General features: G+C 38.6%; 16 protein-coding genes. 9 read left to right on the top strand and 7 right to left on the bottom strand.

Features of this window, described 5'->3' with window-relative positions; genetic code table 11:
- Positions 1–4 precede the first annotated feature (4 nt).
- A complete protein-coding gene (locus AAH582_RS05860) occupies positions 5–3,142 on the bottom strand; it encodes a SusC/RagA family TonB-linked outer membrane protein (RefSeq protein ID WP_046671675.1) in 3,138 nt (1,045 codons plus the stop codon).
- A 239-nt stretch (positions 3,143–3,381) separates the two neighbouring features.
- On the opposite strand from AAH582_RS05860, the gene AAH582_RS05855 reads away from it, so the two are divergent.
- Both AAH582_RS05855 and AAH582_RS05850 read left to right on the top strand, forming a co-directional pair.
- Complete coding sequence (locus AAH582_RS05855) at positions 3,382–4,548, top strand: FN3 domain-containing metallophosphoesterase family protein (RefSeq protein ID WP_343321484.1); 1,167 nt, start codon at positions 3,382–3,384, stop codon at positions 4,546–4,548.
- A gap of 47 nt (positions 4,549–4,595) precedes the next feature.
- On the top strand, positions 4,596–5,132 hold the full coding sequence (locus AAH582_RS05850; RefSeq protein ID WP_343321483.1) for a GNAT family N-acetyltransferase: 537 nt from the start codon (positions 4,596–4,598) through the stop codon (positions 5,130–5,132).
- A 25-nt stretch (positions 5,133–5,157) separates the two neighbouring features.
- On the opposite strand, the gene AAH582_RS05845 is transcribed toward AAH582_RS05850, so the two are convergent.
- The 4 genes from AAH582_RS05845 to AAH582_RS05830 form a co-directional block, all read right to left on the bottom strand.
- Positions 5,158–5,985, bottom strand: coding sequence for an alpha/beta hydrolase (locus AAH582_RS05845; RefSeq protein WP_343321482.1), 828 nt, complete (start codon positions 5,983–5,985; stop codon positions 5,158–5,160).
- 201 nt (positions 5,986–6,186) lie between these two features.
- Complete coding sequence (locus tag AAH582_RS05840) at positions 6,187–6,408, bottom strand: methyltransferase type 11 (protein ID WP_070565219.1); 222 nt, start codon at positions 6,406–6,408, stop codon at positions 6,187–6,189.
- A 157-nt stretch (positions 6,409–6,565) separates the two neighbouring features.
- Positions 6,566–6,694: a hypothetical protein gene (locus tag AAH582_RS05835; RefSeq protein WP_256602545.1), complete on the bottom strand. Its 129-nt coding sequence runs from the start codon at positions 6,692–6,694 to the stop codon at positions 6,566–6,568.
- A 215-nt stretch (positions 6,695–6,909) separates the two neighbouring features.
- Positions 6,910–7,125 carry a hypothetical protein gene (locus tag AAH582_RS05830; protein ID WP_070565216.1) on the bottom strand — a complete coding sequence of 72 codons (216 nt, stop codon included), beginning with the start codon at positions 7,123–7,125 and terminating at the stop codon, positions 6,910–6,912.
- 321 nt (positions 7,126–7,446) lie between these two features.
- Here AAH582_RS05830 and AAH582_RS05825 point away from each other — a divergent pair, with 321 nt between their 5' ends.
- Positions 7,447–9,906: a bifunctional YncE family protein/alkaline phosphatase family protein gene (locus AAH582_RS05825; RefSeq protein WP_343321481.1), complete on the top strand. Its 2,460-nt coding sequence runs from the start codon at positions 7,447–7,449 to the stop codon at positions 9,904–9,906.
- 71 nt (positions 9,907–9,977) lie between these two features.
- Here AAH582_RS05825 and AAH582_RS05820 read toward each other — a convergent pair whose 3' ends face one another.
- Complete coding sequence (locus tag AAH582_RS05820) at positions 9,978–10,577, bottom strand: HD domain-containing protein (RefSeq protein ID WP_343321480.1); 600 nt, start codon at positions 10,575–10,577, stop codon at positions 9,978–9,980.
- Between the two features lie 174 nt (positions 10,578–10,751).
- On the opposite strand from AAH582_RS05820, the gene AAH582_RS05815 reads away from it, so the two are divergent.
- The 6 genes from AAH582_RS05815 (at position 10,752) to AAH582_RS05795 (ending at position 16,450) form a co-directional block, all read left to right on the top strand.
- Positions 10,752–11,774, top strand: coding sequence for an LLM class flavin-dependent oxidoreductase (locus AAH582_RS05815; protein ID WP_046671668.1), 1,023 nt, complete (start codon positions 10,752–10,754; stop codon positions 11,772–11,774).
- Between the two features lie 12 nt (positions 11,775–11,786).
- On the top strand, positions 11,787–12,908 hold the full coding sequence (locus AAH582_RS05810) for an NAD(P)-binding domain-containing protein (RefSeq protein ID WP_343321479.1): 1,122 nt from the start codon (positions 11,787–11,789) through the stop codon (positions 12,906–12,908).
- 159 nt (positions 12,909–13,067) lie between these two features.
- Positions 13,068–13,979, top strand: coding sequence for a hypothetical protein (locus AAH582_RS05805; RefSeq protein ID WP_046671666.1), 912 nt, complete (start codon positions 13,068–13,070; stop codon positions 13,977–13,979).
- 146 nt (positions 13,980–14,125) lie between these two features.
- Complete coding sequence (locus tag AAH582_RS05800; RefSeq protein ID WP_343321478.1) at positions 14,126–14,899, top strand: AraC family transcriptional regulator; 774 nt, start codon at positions 14,126–14,128, stop codon at positions 14,897–14,899.
- A gap of 174 nt (positions 14,900–15,073) precedes the next feature.
- A complete protein-coding gene (locus tag AAH582_RS24840) occupies positions 15,074–15,595 on the top strand; it encodes a DUF1772 domain-containing protein (protein WP_430459031.1) in 522 nt (173 codons plus the stop codon).
- Positions 15,596–15,946: 351 nt separating this feature from the next.
- Complete coding sequence (locus AAH582_RS05795) at positions 15,947–16,450, top strand: hypothetical protein (RefSeq protein ID WP_343321477.1); 504 nt, start codon at positions 15,947–15,949, stop codon at positions 16,448–16,450.
- Between the two features lie 525 nt (positions 16,451–16,975).
- Here AAH582_RS05795 and AAH582_RS05790 read toward each other — a convergent pair.
- Positions 16,976–17,782 (bottom strand): hypothetical protein, encoded by an 807-nt coding sequence (locus AAH582_RS05790; protein ID WP_053003475.1) that lies wholly within the window; start codon positions 17,780–17,782, stop codon positions 16,976–16,978.
- Positions 17,783–17,791 lie beyond the last annotated feature (9 nt).

The raw sequence follows: 17,791 nt of genomic DNA, 5'->3' as shown, positions 1-17,791 counted from the left end.
CGTCTTAAAAAGTTAGTTCAAATCCTAATGTATATTTTCTTGGAATCGGATAACCACCACCGTTATACTCTCCATATGGGTTTACAGCCTCGGCATCAGGTAATTTTTTTGATTTTTGCCAACGGGCTACATTATCCACTATGCCAAAGAATCTCACTTTGGAAATACTCCATTTCTTGCTGATTCGTTCAGGGAGGTTGTAAGAAAAAATCAGATTCTTAAATCGCATATAGGAACCATTTTCTAAAAAGAAAGTCTGCGCAGAGGTGTAATAGTAACGATAGGTGCCGATATCATATTTTGCGTATTCGGCCTTGTCGCCGGGCTGTTTCCAGATATTGAGTTTGTCCAGATCCCGTATCGAATAGTAAGCAAAATTTGAAGTCGCATCGCCCGAAGTTGAGTTACTGAATTGATCTGATTCAAAAAGATTCAGTACATCCCTCCCAAAACCGTAGGTAAAAAACAAAGTAAGCGAAAAGTCTTTATAACTAAAGACGTTATTCCAGCCTCCGGTCCACTTAAAATTAGGATCTCCAATCGCCCTTTTATCTGGATTAATACCACTATTAAATACGTCTACAAAATAATCGCCATCTATATCTTCAAAATAAAAATCTCCGGGATTGAATGTCCCATTGGAATTTCGATAGCGTTCGCCTGTATATGGATTGACCGGAATATCGTCCAGGGTCGAGAAAACCCCCAGAGTTTTATAGAGATAAAATGCATTGATCGGGCTGCCCACCGAGAGGATATGAGATTTATCAAATCGATCACCATCCATGACCATATCGCGGCCGCCATTTGGCAGATTCATGATCCGATTCTTGACATAGGAAATATTTAAATTGGACCGCCAGCTCAATGTGGAGCTACGTGGGAACATATCAGCAGACAATTGAATATCGACACCTGAATTGCGGATTCCTACCGAATTTGTTTTGGCGTAATCGTATCCGGACGTGACGGGAAGCATGACGTCAAATAGCCCATCATAGTTTTCCTTATTAAATACATCTACCATAGCTGTAAAACGTCCCTTGTACAATTCCATATCGACACCTAAATTCCATTGCCTATTGCGCTCCCAGCTGAGATTTTTTTGGGCAACGCCATTATTAAAGTTTGGTGTAATAGCCACTTGGCCATTATAGGAAGTTGCTCCGGAATTACCCTGATACCCCCCATTATTGACATTATAGAGATTATACTGCAAATAGTTACTTTTAGGGAGAGATCCGGTCAATCCATAACTTCCTCTAATTTTAAGTAAGGTGAATATAGGATTGTTTTTCAGAAAATCTTCTTCAGTTAAAATCCAGCCGACAGATGCGGACGGAAAATATCCCCATTTGTTGTTTTCTCCAAATCGGGACGATCCATCCGCACGGACAGCCCCTGAAAACAAGTATTTACTATCAAAATCATAGGAAAAGCGACCGAGATAGGACAGCTGTGACCACTTTTGCAAATCGGAGTTGGCACCGATGTTATTTTGCAGAAATCCAGTAACCACTTGGATCTGATCCGATACCCCCTGACTACCCCATGCGGATACATTTTGCATTTTATTTTTTTCCGCTTCCTGGCCCAGTAGTACATTTAAAGAGTGTTTTCCAAACTGTTTGATATAAGTTAAAAAGTTCGATATCCTGACTTGGCTATTCTCATAAGAATAAGCTGACGAATAATTACCGGCACCGCTCATCAAAGCTGATGGCCTATTATAAGCTCTATTGGCCATATCTTTGATATAGGCGGATTGGGAAGTAAAAGTTAATCCTGGTGCAATATTGAAAATCAGATTTAGATTGGTATTCAGATTAGAAGATTCATTGTTATCAAGACTACTATTATAGGTACCCAAAAGGTAAGTTTTTTTTGCATCTGAAAGATTAAAAAGTGATGATGGCATACTACCGGCACTCAAGGCAATTGGGCTCACGTCACTCCCGCTTCCTCGCGCTCGCTTATTATACGAATAGGCCACAATGGGATTGATCGTTAAACGTTCATTGATTGCCTTACTGGACAAATTGAGCCTTCCAGTATAGCGTTTAAATCCGGTTGCTTTAATGATTCCCGCCTCATCGTAATAGTTCCCACTAAAACGATATGAACTAATCGCTGACCCGCCGCTAACAGAAAGATCTGCACTCTTAATCTTTCCTTTTTGGTAGAATAGATCCTGCCAATCTGTATTCCCATTGAATGCAGGGTTCAACGAATCGGTAAGCATAAAGGGCAGATTTCTGAAATCGTTGGAAGAAAGCTGATTCTTTAGTATCCTCATCTTCTGCTCACGCTCGGTTCTTCCGAGTGTCACTTCACGGAGTTCGGGCCGTTGCGTTAGACCACCATATCCGGTTAACATAAAACGCGGATCTCCGTTACGCCCTTTTTTCGTCGTGATCATGATCACCCCATTTGCTGCCCTAGAACCATAAATTGCGGCGGCAGAAGCATCTCGGAGCACATCCACAGATTCGATATCATTCGGATTCAGACCTGCTAGATAATTTGTTCCTGTTCCTGTATTCGGGCCTACGAATTGTTCCGTTGGCTGCGGAACTCCGTCAATAACATAGAGTGGATTACTAATGACATTGTAATAATCGTCATTGGAGTAATTCAGGCTAACGGCCGATGTACCACGAACAGCCAATGTTGGCGATGCACCCGGAGCGCCAGAAAAATTCTGAACGTTGACGCCGGCCAATCTTCCCTGAAGCAACATGTCAAAACTGGCTGCCGGAAGATTTTCCAGATCTTTACCCGAAATACTTGAAATCGCAGCGGTCGCTTTTTTGCGGGAGGTACTCTGGTAACCGATCACTACGGCTTCATCTAGAATACTCAATGTTTCGACCAGGGTAAAGGTCATTTTGCCTGCCTCGGGAATGGGTTGACGAGCCCGCTCGTATCCGATAAAACTTGTCTCTAAGATATCTCCGGATTTACCTGAAATCTTAAAATTCCCCTGATCATCGGTCTGTGTACTGTTGGAAGTACTCGTGTTTCTCAAAGTTACTCCGGCCAATTGTTTACCATTTTTATCACGTACGGTTCCCGTGATCTGCTGGCCCAGTGCAATTAGTGAAGTTAGAAACACAGATAAAAATAAAACTATCTTTTTCATTTGTGTTTGATTAGGTGCTCTTACTTAGGTTATTCCAAATATAAGTGCCAAACACAGGTCACATTTTCTTAATTATTACCTGTTTACAGCACTTTTTTAGCAAAAAACAAAACGAGACATCTTTTAGTCTAGCAAGACTGTTACATTTCAATCCATAGCTTGTTCACACAATTTTATATCTTTAGCGCAAGAAAAAACCGATTTAGGTTCCAAAATCAATTATAGACCCAGGTACTACAATGACTAAACTAAAATGCATCATCCTATTGTTGTTCTTCAATTGTTTTATGGCAGTTGGTCAGGATGCGATCAGAATAAATCACTTACCTTTCATTCAAGGATTAACAGAGCAATCTGTTTCCATTATTTGGACGACAGACAAGCCTGCTACTGGCTGGGTTGAGCTGGCCCCAGATGACTCCAGTCACTTTTACTTTAAGGAAAGACCAAAATATTATGCGGCTGCCTATGGCTTCAAAAAAGTAGGTACGTTGCATCAAGTTACATTGAACAACCTAAAACCTGGAACACGCTATAGATATCGTGTGTATAGTCAAGAAGTCCTCAAACATGTTGGCGTCAATGTACAATATGGAAAAGTAGTAGCCAGTGATGTTTATCAAAAGGCACCCTTATTTTTCCAAACCTTTGGCCATGCCAGCTCCACCCATTTTACAGTTGTCAATGATATTCATGAGCGCAATGAGGTACTCGATAAGCTACTGGATATCGGCAATCTAAAGACAAGTGACTTTGTGGTATTCAACGGTGATATGGCTAGTAATCTACTCAGTGAAACACAGCTGTATGAGGGGTTCATGGATACCGCCATTAAAAAATTCGCCAGTGAAAAACCAATGTTTTATGCAAGAGGCAATCATGAAACACGTGGACCTTTTGCCATTGAATATCCCAAATATTTCCCAACACCAACAGGTAAACTATATTACCAATTTAAGCATGGGAATACCGGTTTTATCGTCTTAGATTGCGGTGAAGACAAGCCCGATACCGACATTGAATATAGCGGTATTGTAGACATGGATAACTATAGAAGCGAACAAGCGGCCTGGTTAGCTCAAGCAGTTGAGAACCCGTCATTTAAAGATGCTAAATATAAGATCGTAATCTGCCATATGCCCCCTTTTGGTGGCTGGCACGGGGAACAGGAGATTTTGGAGAAATTTGTTCCTATCCTCAACAAAGCAGGAACACAGATCATGTTATCAGGACATTTACATAGACACATTATCAAAAATGCGACAAATACAGTACAATTTCCGATCATTGTAAATTCCAACAACAATGTGCTCCGCGTAGATTTAGACGACGAAAAAGGAATCTTCAAAATTCTCGATCAGCAGGGGAAAATGGTCGATCAAGTAATCATTAAGCCGTTAAAATAAAGCGGTAAATTCGCGTATGAAATAACGAGCACCATTTTTATGAAACGATGATCGATTTAAAGCTACTCTCACTCGAAGATGTCTCTCCATTTTATGAATGGATCAATGATGAGATGTCTATAAAGTACTCCCTTTCTCTTTTTCAGTCGCTAAACACAAGGGATCAAATCGACAATTGGTTTCTCTCCGTTGTCAACGATTCTAAAAATTTTAATCGTGGAATTTTCCTAAACGACTCTAATAAACTGATTGGTTATACAGGCATTTGTAATATTTCCAAAGCAAACAGATCTGGAGAGTATTTTATTTTTATAGGTGATCGCGAAGAATGGGGGAAGGGAATAGGCACTCAAGTTACCAAATTAATCTTAGCTATCGGATTTGGAAAACTAGAGCTCAACAGAATTATGCTGACGGTATCTGAGCCAAACTATACAGCCATAAAAGCATATGAAAACGCCGGTTTTAAATTGGAGGGAAGAATGCGTAAAGCCTGTTTTAGAGATAATCAATTTCACGACAAGCTATTGATGTCAATCCTGGAAGATGAGTGGCGTGATCGCACAAAACTAACTATAAAATAAAACTAATCTCAGAATAGACATATTGCTACTTTGAATAGACCGTTTTTGGATACAACTTCTTAAAAGCGTTGTAGACCGCTTGATGTATTACAGTCGAATGCAATTCATCGGGCATGTAATCAAATACAAAATGAATCTTCTTGTTTCGTTTAAGAATCTCCGATAACGCTATAGCCTCATCATACATTCTTATGTCTTCTTCCTTGTTGGGGATACCGAGATAAACCTTTATATTTTTTTTCAAATTAGTTTGCAGAAACTTCTCCCCATGCGTCAATAAAGACTCTTCTCCCCACCATAAGCTTGGACTTATAATAATATAATCATCAAATAATTCGGGTTGTTTAAATAATATTTCTGATGAAAAAAGTCCTGCCAATGATTCTCCAATTAAAGTCTGTTTTCCGTTCGATTTAAAATTGTCATTTATATAAGGGATCAATTCATTTTTCAGGAATATCCGGTATTTCTCTGAACCACCATACGAGGGAAAGCTCGCTTTTTGAAAACCTTCCTTTTCTATAAAATCTGTGTTTTCAACAGGGAAGGTAAAATCTCTCCTTCGTGTGTTTCCACCGATTCCAACAACGATACTCTGCGGGAATCTATCGATCCAGGGTTGTGTACTGAAACGGACAATACCGGCTATATGAAAAAAATCTTCATCCATACTACCATCAAGAACATAAACAATTGGATAGCGAACAGAATCATTGGCGGTATAATTGTCGGGAAGATGAATGTTGATCATTCTGTCTTCAGCCAAAACTTTTGAATGCAATATCTCTGATGTGCCTATCGTTAACGGTGTTCCATTTTGTGCAAAACAGTCTGTATTAAGAATAAAGAGCATTAAAAAATGAGCATGCTATTGCCTATCATATCCGATATATTACGCTTACCAACAATGTTTTTTTGAGTAATCTTATATTGAAATACTTGACTATTAGACATAACATCCTTAGGGACTGCCAACAGTTTTGTTCAACAAATTACCAGCGCAATTTACAACGAAAATTAATATAATAGTTAGCTTTTTATTTTTTATGAATGATTAAATGATTCTTTCGCAACGATAACCCCACTCAAACATCTTTCTAACAATGCTGTTGGTCTCAATTTCCAATTGCGAAGATTCAATTCTTAGAATACGTTCTTCATCTTCAAGATCGAAGTTAATTTTATAAGATGAAAACAGGCTGACAAGAGTTGCAACAATTTGCTGTGCATCTTTCATTCGATAAACATTGGTTTTAAATATTTCGACTCGTTTCATTAGATCTGATTAAGTTCCATTCAAGAAATACGGTATTAGTCCTATTCCGTTTACTCATTCTAAACTACAATACGGGGCGTGCAACAGCTACAAAATTTAGATAAAGACAGTAAAAAACTCGGTAAATATGGGAAATTAAACGGTGAACATCGAGTTGCTATTTAATAACTGAATTGTAACCGTTCATAAATCCCTGAATAAGTTCTGGTAGATTCAATAATAGAAATACGCAAATGACAATAGCAATAATGGCATAAAAAAACCACGACGAACTTTTCTTTTTCATAACAAGCTATTTAAGAATAATCAATTTAAAAATATAGGCTTCCCAAAGCTAGAAATTACGCTAGAGCTCTACACAAATGAACAGATGCCGTAACATACCCTTTGGACTTTTCACTATAACTCAATATACGAAATTAATCTATATAACAAAAAAGTAATTTAAAAATTATATTTTTCAAAAAATAAAAACAGTAGCTTCAAATAAGAAAGTTCATGTTATAAAATGGAATCTTTGCAGTCGGTATATAAATGAATCTTATCTTGCCGCATACTGTGTAAGGTATTGGGCTTTACAGTGCCATTGATTGAAGATTTATATTCTACCATCGTGTCTCCAATATTGGCCTGGGAATCTTTAGTTTTCACATTGGTAGAGAGGCTTACCAATCCTACTATAGTTAAAATTGCCAATGAATTAAAGAAGTGTATCATAAATAAAGATTGAATAGTTTATCCGCCCAATTTCAAAAAACAAACTGTAAAACACCATAATTTTTCGGTGAAAAAACAATTTTCATCGGTAAACAACAGAGTTTTACCTATTAACCGATCACCCCTTGTTATAAACGATTACAAAAAGTATTCCGTGCAAAATTTTCTGATCAGTCCTATATTACAGATTTTCAGAGGCCCTTGACCATACTAAAAAACAGCGCGTTATCACCTACACTAAGTTCGCGGTCCAATATTAAGTTTTCTTTAATTTTGAAGTTTCCTATTTAGTCTGACTACTCAATTTCGTAAATATGTCCCATGAAAAGAATAGAAACATTTATTTTGACAACGTGTATGTTTGCAACCTCACAACTCACATTCAGTCAAAACAATATACAAAATAGGATTAGTTCAATTTTGGAAAGCAATAAAGTTGGACTACCAAATGGCTGGACACTAACCCCTGTTGGAAAACAGATAGAGCTCGGAGATTTACCGCTGAACTTAGTTATCAGTCATCATAAAAAGCTTGCAGCTGTCAGCAACAATGGACAAAGTACACAAACAATAGATCTTATCGATCTCGCTTCACAACGAAAAATCGATAGTATTGCTATACCAAAATCTTGGTATGGATTGGCTTTTTCGAGCGATGATAATACACTGTATGCTTCTGGGGGACATGATAACATGATCAGGATCTATAAAATCAACGTTGGAAAAATTGCATCCAAAGATTCTATTGTTCTTGGCAAGCCATGGCCCAATAAAATAGGAATAGCCGGATTGGCTGTAGATGATAAAAACAAACAACAATTATATACTGTCACCAGAGAAGATAAAAAACTATATGTCATCGACTTAAAAACCAAAGCAACGAAAGCAACTTATAATTTGGGAGCTGAGGGGTATACCTGCCAGCTAACACCTGATGCAAAACAACTCTATATCAGCGTCTGGGGCGGAGAAAAGATTTTAGTATGGGATGTTACACAAAATAAGATAACCAAAGAGATCCCTGTGGGTAGCCACCCAAATGAAATTACGTTTAGTAAAAATGGTAAATGGCTTTTTGTCGCCAACGCAAATGACAACTCGGTATCCATAATCGATACTAAAACAGGAGCAATCGTAGAAACATTGAATGCAGCATTGTATCCTAATGCTCCAAGTGGATCGACCAGCAATGGTGTTGCTTTGTCCACAGATGGTAAAATCCTTTACATAGCCAATGCAGACAACAATTGTTTAGCAGTATTCGACGTAAGTAAGCCTGGGAGATCTATTTCGAAAGGATTTATTCCAGTGGGCTGGTATCCAACGAATGTAAAAGTAGTCGATAAAACAATTCTGGTTACAAATGGTAAAGGCTTATCATCCAAAGCTAATCCACAAGGTCCCAATCCGACAGACCAAAAGGAAAAAGTCGATCGTCATGCAGGCGACCTCAACAAACCAAAAGAGATACAATATATTGCTGGTCTTTTTAGGGGAACGTTAAGCTTTATACCTGATCCTAAACCAGAAGAACTCGCCCTATATTCTCGTGCGGTATATCGGAATACGCCCTATTCGAAAGAAAAAGAGCTGCAAACAGAGGGTGAAGCCGGCAACCCTATTCCAATGAAAGTTGGAGCCCCCTCTCCGATCAAATACGTATTTTATGTCATCAAAGAAAATCGTACCCACGATCAAGTTCTAGGTGATGTTAAACAAGGAAATGGAGACGCTTCACTTTGTTTATTCGGCGAAAAAATCACGCCTAATCAACACAAAATTGTCAATGAATTTGCACTTCTAGACAATTTCTATGTCGATGCGGAAGTTAGTGCGGATGGGCACAATTGGAGTATGGGTGCTTATGCCACCGACTATCTGGAGAAAACCTGGCCATCAAGCTATGGCGGTCGCGGCGGCACTTATGGAGGAGAAGGGGAACGAGAAATAGCCAACAATAAAGGCGGATTTATTTGGGATAATGCCAAGCGACATCAGGTATCTTATCGCACCTATGGTGAATTCGCAGATAAAGGAAAACCCAACGTAAAATCTTTGGAAGGGCATGTTGCCACTGGATATACAAGTTATGACCTGAGTGTTGCCGACACCACACGTATAAGACAATGGAAAGCTGATTTTGATCAACTCATCCAAAAAGGAGAAATGCCCCAATTGACAACCATTCGAATCAGCAACGACCATACGGAAGGGATGCGTGCCGGCAAAAAGTCCCCTTATGCTCATGTAGCGGACAATGACCTCGCTGTTGGGATGTTTGTTGACCATATCAGCAAGAGTCCAATCTGGAAAGAATCTGCGATCTTTATACTGGAAGATGATGCCCAGAATGGTCCTGACCATGTGGATGCACACCGTAGTCCTGCCTATTTGATTAGCCCTTATGTAAAAAGAAGATCTGTAGATCACACCATGTATTCAACCTCAGGGATGATTAGAACGATAGAGCTGATTTTAGGGATGAAACCAATGACGCAATACGACGCTGCTGCAACACCCATGTGGCGATCGTTTAGCAATAACCCCGATTATACTCCATTTGATCATGTCGACGCAAATGTAGATCTCAATGAGCGCAATCCAAGTAAAGGGAAACTGGCTGTATGGAGTGACAAATATGATTGGTCGAAAGAAGACGCGGTACCTGATTTGGTATTCAATGAAATTCTATGGCAGGGACTTAAAGGTGAATCTGCTCCAGCTCCAAAAAGAGCCGCCTTCCTAAAGGTAAGCGAACAAAAAGAGGATGATGACGATTAATGTATATTTATAAAACCACAATGGTCAGCAATAGTATCGGGATTACTGCTGGCCATTGATGAGTATCCTCCCTACTCTCCTTTTTTCAGAATCCCCCGAGCAACTCCAGCATCGATCAAATTTTCGGCATATTCCCAGAGTACCGTCGAACCATCCTTAATGACAGATTTTTTTGCATAAACCTGTTTATAATTTACACCAGGTTCATTCCAGGTTCCACCATTATTGGAACTATTCTGTAAAAGTGGTTCCAATCGATCCATTGCCCGTGCAAACTGTGCTTCTGGCGTTTGACCGGCTTCAAATTCTTCCCAAATCGCAATAAGTTCTTCTCCTTGCTTCTTAGGTAAAATGCCAAAAATCCGTTGGGCAGCTAAACGTTCTGCTTCAGTATTGGAATGATTTTTCTCAGTATCATAGATAAAGGTATCACCAGCATCAATTTCTACAATATCATGTATCAATACCATCTTGACCACTTTTAACAAATCTACGGGTTCATTTGCGTATTCTGAAAGTACAATGGCCATAAGAGCGAGATGCCAACTGTGTTCAGCATCATTTTCGGGACGGTCACTATTGAAAAGTTTTGTTTTGCGCTGGACATACTTAATCTTATCGATTTCTTTGATAAACTCAATCTGCTTTAATAATTTGTCGGACAACGTCATTCTGAATCATCTATATAGTTGAATAATAGACAAAATTACGCTTTTTAAGCCTCAGCTTACTTGTCATTTGACAAATTCAAACCAGCTATTATTGACACGCATCGGACAATCACTACCATCAAAGTTACCGCAACATTTATTAAATTTGATAAACATCAAATCACTTTTTGATTTATGAAAAAAATAGGTTTTTTATCTTTTGGCCATTGGTCCAAACATCCAGCATACAGTACGCAGACGGCAAGTGACACTTTATTGCAATCCATTGATCTGGCAGTAGCTGCTGAAGAAATAGGCATAGATGGTGCCTATTTCCGGGTACATCATTTTGCGAATCAGTTAGCATCTCCTTTTCCTTTATTGTCAGCCATTGGAGCCAAAACCTCAAAAATTGAGATCGGCACAGGGGTCATCGATATGCGCTATGAAAATCCCCTTTATATGGTGGAAGACGCAGGGGCTGCAGATCTAATCTCTAGGGGCAGGTTGCAGCTCGGCATCAGTAGAGGATCCCCTGAACAAGTAATAGATGGTTGGCGTTACTTTGGTTACGATCTCGCCGAAGGTGAAACAGATGCTGATATGGGAAGGCAAAAAGCATTGGAATTTTTAGAAAAGCTTACAGGCACGGGCTTCGCTGAACCAAATCCCTATCCAATGTTTCCAAACCCGCCTGGCTTACTGAGGCTTGAACCCCATTCGGAAGGGCTACGCGATCGTATCTGGTGGGGAGCAGCTTCAAATGCCACCGCGGTATGGGCTGCTCAAAACAGGATGCACCTGCAAAGTTCCACTTTGAAATATGATGAAAATGGCAAACCTTTTCATATTCAGCAGGCCGAACAAATACGTTTATACAAAGAGGCCTGGAAAGCAGCAGGGCACCCTGGTGAACCCCGCGTTTCGGTCAGTCGATCCATATTCGCTCTGGTCGATGATTTAGATCGTTATTACTTCGGGCAAGAGGCTGACAAAACAGATAAAATTGGGATAATCGAATCGGACAAGCGGACGATTTTTGGGCGAAGTTATGCCGCAGAACCAGATCAACTCGTGAAGGAATTAGCGCAAGATGAAGCAATACAAGAAGCCGACACGCTATTATTGACCATTCCAAATACGCTAGGGGTCGACTACAATGTCCACATTCTTTCAGCCATTTTGGAACACGTAGCTCCCGAACTTGGTTGGCGTTAACTCCTCTTTCGTATGATAAAGAACATTCGCTACAAAACAAAAATTGCAGTCATTGGTGCGGGTCAGGCTGGACTTTCTGCTGCTTATCATTTGAAGAAGCTCGGACTTAAAATCGGGCCGGATTTTATCATCCTGGATGAAGCCTCTGCACCAGGAGGAGCCTGGCAATTTCGCTGGGACTCCCTTACCTTAAGTACAGTCAATAAAATACACGATTTGCCCGGCATGTCGTTTGAGGAGACTTTATCAACAAAAGGGGCGGAAGTTCAAGCCAACACCGCTGTTCCCCATTATTTTAAACTTTATGAAGAAAAATTTGGACTTCAAGTATATCGACCAGCTAAAGTAGAAAAAGTCTACATGTACCAAGATCGCTTTCATATCGATACGGCAGAAACTCTTTTCTCAGCACTCGGTATTATCAACGCCACTGGAACATGGGAAAACCCCTATATTCCTACCTATCCAGGTGCAGAATTATTTCGGGGCGAGCAACTTCACACAAAGGATTTTAAAACTGCAGAGTATTTTCGTGGCAAACATGTTATTGTTGTTGGAGCCGGTATTTCTGCCATTCAGCTATTGGATCAAATTTCCCAGGTTACAACGACAACCTGGGTAACACGACGACCGCCTTTATTCAGAGAGGGGCCATTTGATGACATGGCCGGGCATAATGCGGTTGCTATGGTAGAGGAACGTGTACGATTGGGGCTTTCACCTTTGTCTGTCGTTTCCGTTACGGGCCTCCCCTATTCTACAGAAATCCAGGAGATGGAAAAACGGGGTGTCCTTCAACGTTTTCCAATGTTTCAAGAAATAACACAAAAGGGGATCAAATGGGCCAATGGAACAGAACAACAAGCAGATGTTATACTTTGGAATACAGGCTTTAAAAGTTCATTGAGCCATCTAGACGCAGTGCTACCAAAAGAAAAACAGGGTGGCATTCAAATGGCAGGCAGACTAGCGACCATGGTCGCTAAAGAACCAAGAATTCACCTCGTGGGTTATGGTCCATCAGCATCGACAATCGGTGCAAACCGTGCAGGTAGCGCCGCAGCTAGAGAACTTCTAAAAACGCTTTCAGCTGCCGACCTGAACACAAATAAATTTAGTGAGCGCCAACTATAATGGTAGTTTCAATTTTGAGTACAATAATAAAAAGTCAATTTATTTTGTACGCTATTTAACAACAATACAAATCATAATATTAAAACCATTATTGTCAAAGTTCACTGAACAAAAGTATTTCAGACGATCAATAATATGCACCGGCACAGCTTAATTGATATGAGACATTTCAAACAGCCATTCCGTACAAAAATAATAAACCAGAGCTGGAAATTGTTGCTGGGAATATGCGCTGTTGCATTCTTTAGTTGTAACTCGCACAACAAGCATGTGCAATTACCGGATTCCTTTCTAGTCTACCAGGAAATCGATAGCCTAAAAACTTCGAATTACAACCTGATAGAACAAGATTGTTCTTTTATAGCAAATAAGCGTTATAGATTTTCCGTCTTTAAGAACGACTCAGCGTGTTTCTTTCAGGTCGAAAAGCTGCAAAATAATCAATGGCACCTCATTATGCGAGATATGGATTATGGGACCAATAATTCAGGATTATCGTTTACCGATCAAAACAAAGACGGTTTTGAAGATATTGTATGGAACAAGAAGTGGCAAGAACATACCTATTTGTTTAATCCAAAGGTTGAAAATTTTATTGAGATAGGTGAATACCACAACAGCAAACCACTTAAAATCAAAGGGAAAACCATGCTTTATAAGCATAGTTTTCCTATTCAGTATTTCTGGAACGAAGAGAAATCCAGGAACTCAATTTGCGGAGAAATCATCGAAACACATTCAGAACTCTTTGCGATTGATGAAAATTATCAGAAAATCAGCATTGCAACATTGGATAATTTCGACAGTTATGATTATCCCTCGGTTGACAGTTGCGTGCAGGCTATTAAATGTTATACCCCTCCCTACAGGGGACGTTACAGCAAAATAAGCATTTGGAATGTTGGAACAGCAGTGGATTCAGTCGTTTTAAAAAGTGACCTGAGTCATTACAACCCTTCATTGGATTCAAATTGGATTGCCAATTATTGGCAAAATAATTATGTTAAATTACTGGAACATGCACAATTATTTCAGGTGAGAAGAAAAAAACCGCTCTACTATTTCAAATAAGTTGAATCAACGACATATACTTTAAACACTACGGGTCACAGTAAATCCACTAATCGAAATCCAACGATTATCCATATATTCTTATTTCATATTTCTGTATATTTAAAATTATAAAAAGTCGTAAAGCAAAGCCAAACAATTTATAAATGAAGCCTCAGATTATCAGTCCAGATACATCCATTGCATTATTCGTAAAGGCGATCCTAGTGTTTGAAAGTCAGACGAATGATTGCGTAAACTTACCTTTTTATGCTGATGGTTACCCTGGTTTATTGTTTCAACGATGCTATGGTGATTTTACAATCAAGCCTCATGATAAAAAAATGTCAAAGATTTTCCTCTATGGTCAGACAATAAAACCGATTTCAATCGATGTAAAAGGCCCTTTTCAGATTATCGTTTTTCAATTTTACCCATTTGTATTACGGACATTTTGGGGCATCTCGCCCGAAAGCATAAACGACGACTGTTATGATCTAGATACTCCTTCAAATACAACCTTCCACCAACTTACCGGCACATTATCCTCATCTTCAAGCATTGAAAACAGCATCCAACTATTGATACAATCTCTTCTCAGCTTTTTCGATAGCAAGAAAAATAAACTTGATTTTTCGATTCAGCGAGCAATCCTTGAAATCATCGAAAACCAGGGCCAAATCATTATTAAAGAAATTGCAAAAAGAGAAGCATTGAACATCCGAACTTTTGAAAGAAGGTTTCTCAAGGAAACTGGGATATCCGCTAAACAATTCGCTAAAATGGTACAATTTCAGGCCGCTTTTAAACAGCTCAATAGCAAAGACTTCCGAAAGATAACGGAAATTGTTTATGAAAATGGATTTTCCGACCAATCGCATTTTATTCGTGTCTTTAAGACTTTCACAGGCACAACTCCAGCGTCATTTAACAAAAAATAGATTACTGTCGTTTTTATTCTATATTGACTCCCTGATTATCACAACTTTTGTATTGTCTAAGGTCGAGTGCAACGAAAGTGTGTATTTTTTTAGCCTCAACTCCTTCGAAAAATTTACAATAAGAAAACAATGCTTTGATAAATCAGAACGCTTAGACAATGAGTTCAGCAAAACATGATACATCAAAAAAATATAGACATGAAATTACAAGACATCATTTTAGCGCTGGCAACAATATTTTCGGCTATCATATCAGGCTTATTTTTTTCGTATACCTTTTCGGTCAATTTGGGACTCCATAAACTCAACGATAAAGCCTATCTGACCGCCATGCAAAATATTAATAAAGAAATACTAAACTCAGCTTTTTACTGCTGTTTTCTGGGCGCCCCAATTTTATTATTGATGGCTACAATATTATTTTTTGATCTATCGTCACCAAAATTTTATCTAATACTAGTAGCATGCCTAAGCTATATCATTGGTGTATTTGTAGTCACAGGCACACAAAATGTCCCCTTGAACAATCAATTGGCCTCGATCGACCTATCGATATCTTCAGAAAAATCTTTAAGACTTGCACGGGATGCCTTTGAAAAACCCTGGGTATTTTGGAATAACATCCGAACTTGCTGTTCTTTACTTACGCTCACTTGTTTAATTATTAACTTGGTCTTTTTTAAATCAAGAAATTGATCATAATATGAGGTAATAGTTTAGGATCAATTTCCATATAGCCCGTTTACTGGCATTTCCACCGAAAAAACTTGAGTTGATCATCTACCGACCTCTTTTAGACGAAAAAAAGTCCAATGTATGCGAATTTAAATCCATTCCCCCCGAATTTAAATCAAGTGCTAAAACCTCTTCCTCAATACCTTACTTTTATAAAAATTGATCATCGGATGTTATTGAATGTGAGTATAAATCAGCATGAAGGTGTGTCTATTGAAGATTCCAAAAAATCTTCGATAGATTACCAAAACATAAATAAGCAGAAGTTGTCTATCAATAAAAATAGTCTTTACAATTAATGAAATTTTTCCCATGAAAACTAAACACTTAATTTCAACATCATTATTAGTATCTTCAGCCATAGGGTTGTTCTCATCTTGCAATGGTAGTTCTGTCAATACGGTAAAAGCGATCGAATCAAACTATGACAACCAAAACAAAACCATTACGTTAACAGGTGAATTTGATGCGCCTTCTTTTACATTCTCTTCAGGAAAATCAAAAACTATGGCCATGAATTTCGTAGTTAAATCCCATGCGTTTAGTTCTGAAAAGTTCACTGCATTCAGCGTTATATTACCTGTAGGGACAGAAAAGAACAATGTTTTATTTGAAATTCCTGCAGATCAGAAAAATTATACGCTTAAGAACTTTTATGTATTTGACGATAAGGGAGAAAAAATCAACCTAGATTCTCATACAACATTCAAGATGACAGGAACAGTACACTACAATGAGATGGAAAAACCTGTAAATGAACGGGAAAAAGATAATTTTTCCTATAAAATAACCGATGTAAGCTTTGTCAAAGATTAAAACTAACAACAATTGATAGCATAAGAAATAAAAAAGCCAGATTTCGAAACCTGGCTTTAAAAATAAACATATGATGATTAGTAAATGGCAAGTCCATAGGTACAGCTTAGTAGATAGTTCAATTATTCGAAAATTCCTCCACCCCGCGTTGATAACCTACGCACATGTACCTATTATTTCAATTGAACGCTACGAACATGCCTGAATAATGAGCAACCAATATTCTCGTCACGTTATCAGTCTTCTTAACGTTAAATATATACTAGGAGCGCCAAGATAGGACGCAACAACATGTCCGCATACGTTCAATTTATAGCCAAATATAGAAATAAAAACTAATTATATTAGTTTTTATTTCTATATTTTTTAGCAACACCATACAAACTTGGTACGGATAACTTTCAATTAACAGTGCGCGATTGGGTTAATTTATCGCATATATAGCTGAAGCAAAAAGGTCCATCTATTAACTTTGGTATGAAAAGATGAACCGTCAAACCGAAAATAATCGGAGCTAGGCTATTCCTAAAGCGAACGGCTGATATCTACAACATTAAAAATTTGGTCAACATCATCCAAACTTACTGCAAAATCTGGGTACCTTGTTTTATCAGCGTTTAGCGAACGAAGGGTAAGAATTCCGTTATTGACATCATGATGAGCAATTTCTTTAATAATAACTCCTTCATATTTATGTACAACAACCCAATACCGATATTTGTGGGTATGAAATTTTGATTGCCATAACTCTCTTTTAATCAAACGTCCAGTCACAATATCACCGTCCAATACACTTGCGTCTGTTCCATCGGTCATACTATCACCACTAACTTCAAAAGAACGATAGGCACCTTTATGAAACTCAGTGACTGTAATAAAATGTGCCGGTAAATCGTCCATATATTCAGCATCAGAAAAGCCAGAAAGATACCCGGCTTTAGCTTTCTCTGTGACAAGTTTTGTCTGCATCAAATATCGTCCTGGGGAAACTTCAAAAAATATATTATTCTTATTTTCGTCAATAAACTTGACGTCCTCCGAAAAATATCCTATTGACTTACCATTACCAATACTAAGCATGGCTATCGTGTCGGGTTGCACTAAAGGAGCTACCTCCATTCTTTCACCTTTTCCATACAGCAACCAGTCATACTGAACATGAGGAAAAGCCGCTTGAATACGTGTTTTCATCGTAAGTCCAATAGGATACTCTCCTTTTTTAATACGCGAGTACACCTGCTCGCGTACCCCTAGTAAAGACGCGAATTCACGGTTAGTAACGCGCATCTCCAAGCGTAAAACTTCAAAGTTATTATTTGGATAAGTTTCCATAGTCGATCG

It is taken from the genome of Sphingobacterium multivorum (assembly GCF_039511225.1).
Classification (GTDB): Bacteria; Bacteroidota; Bacteroidia; order Sphingobacteriales; family Sphingobacteriaceae; genus Sphingobacterium.
This window is presented reverse-complemented; position numbering and strand designations above follow the sequence as displayed.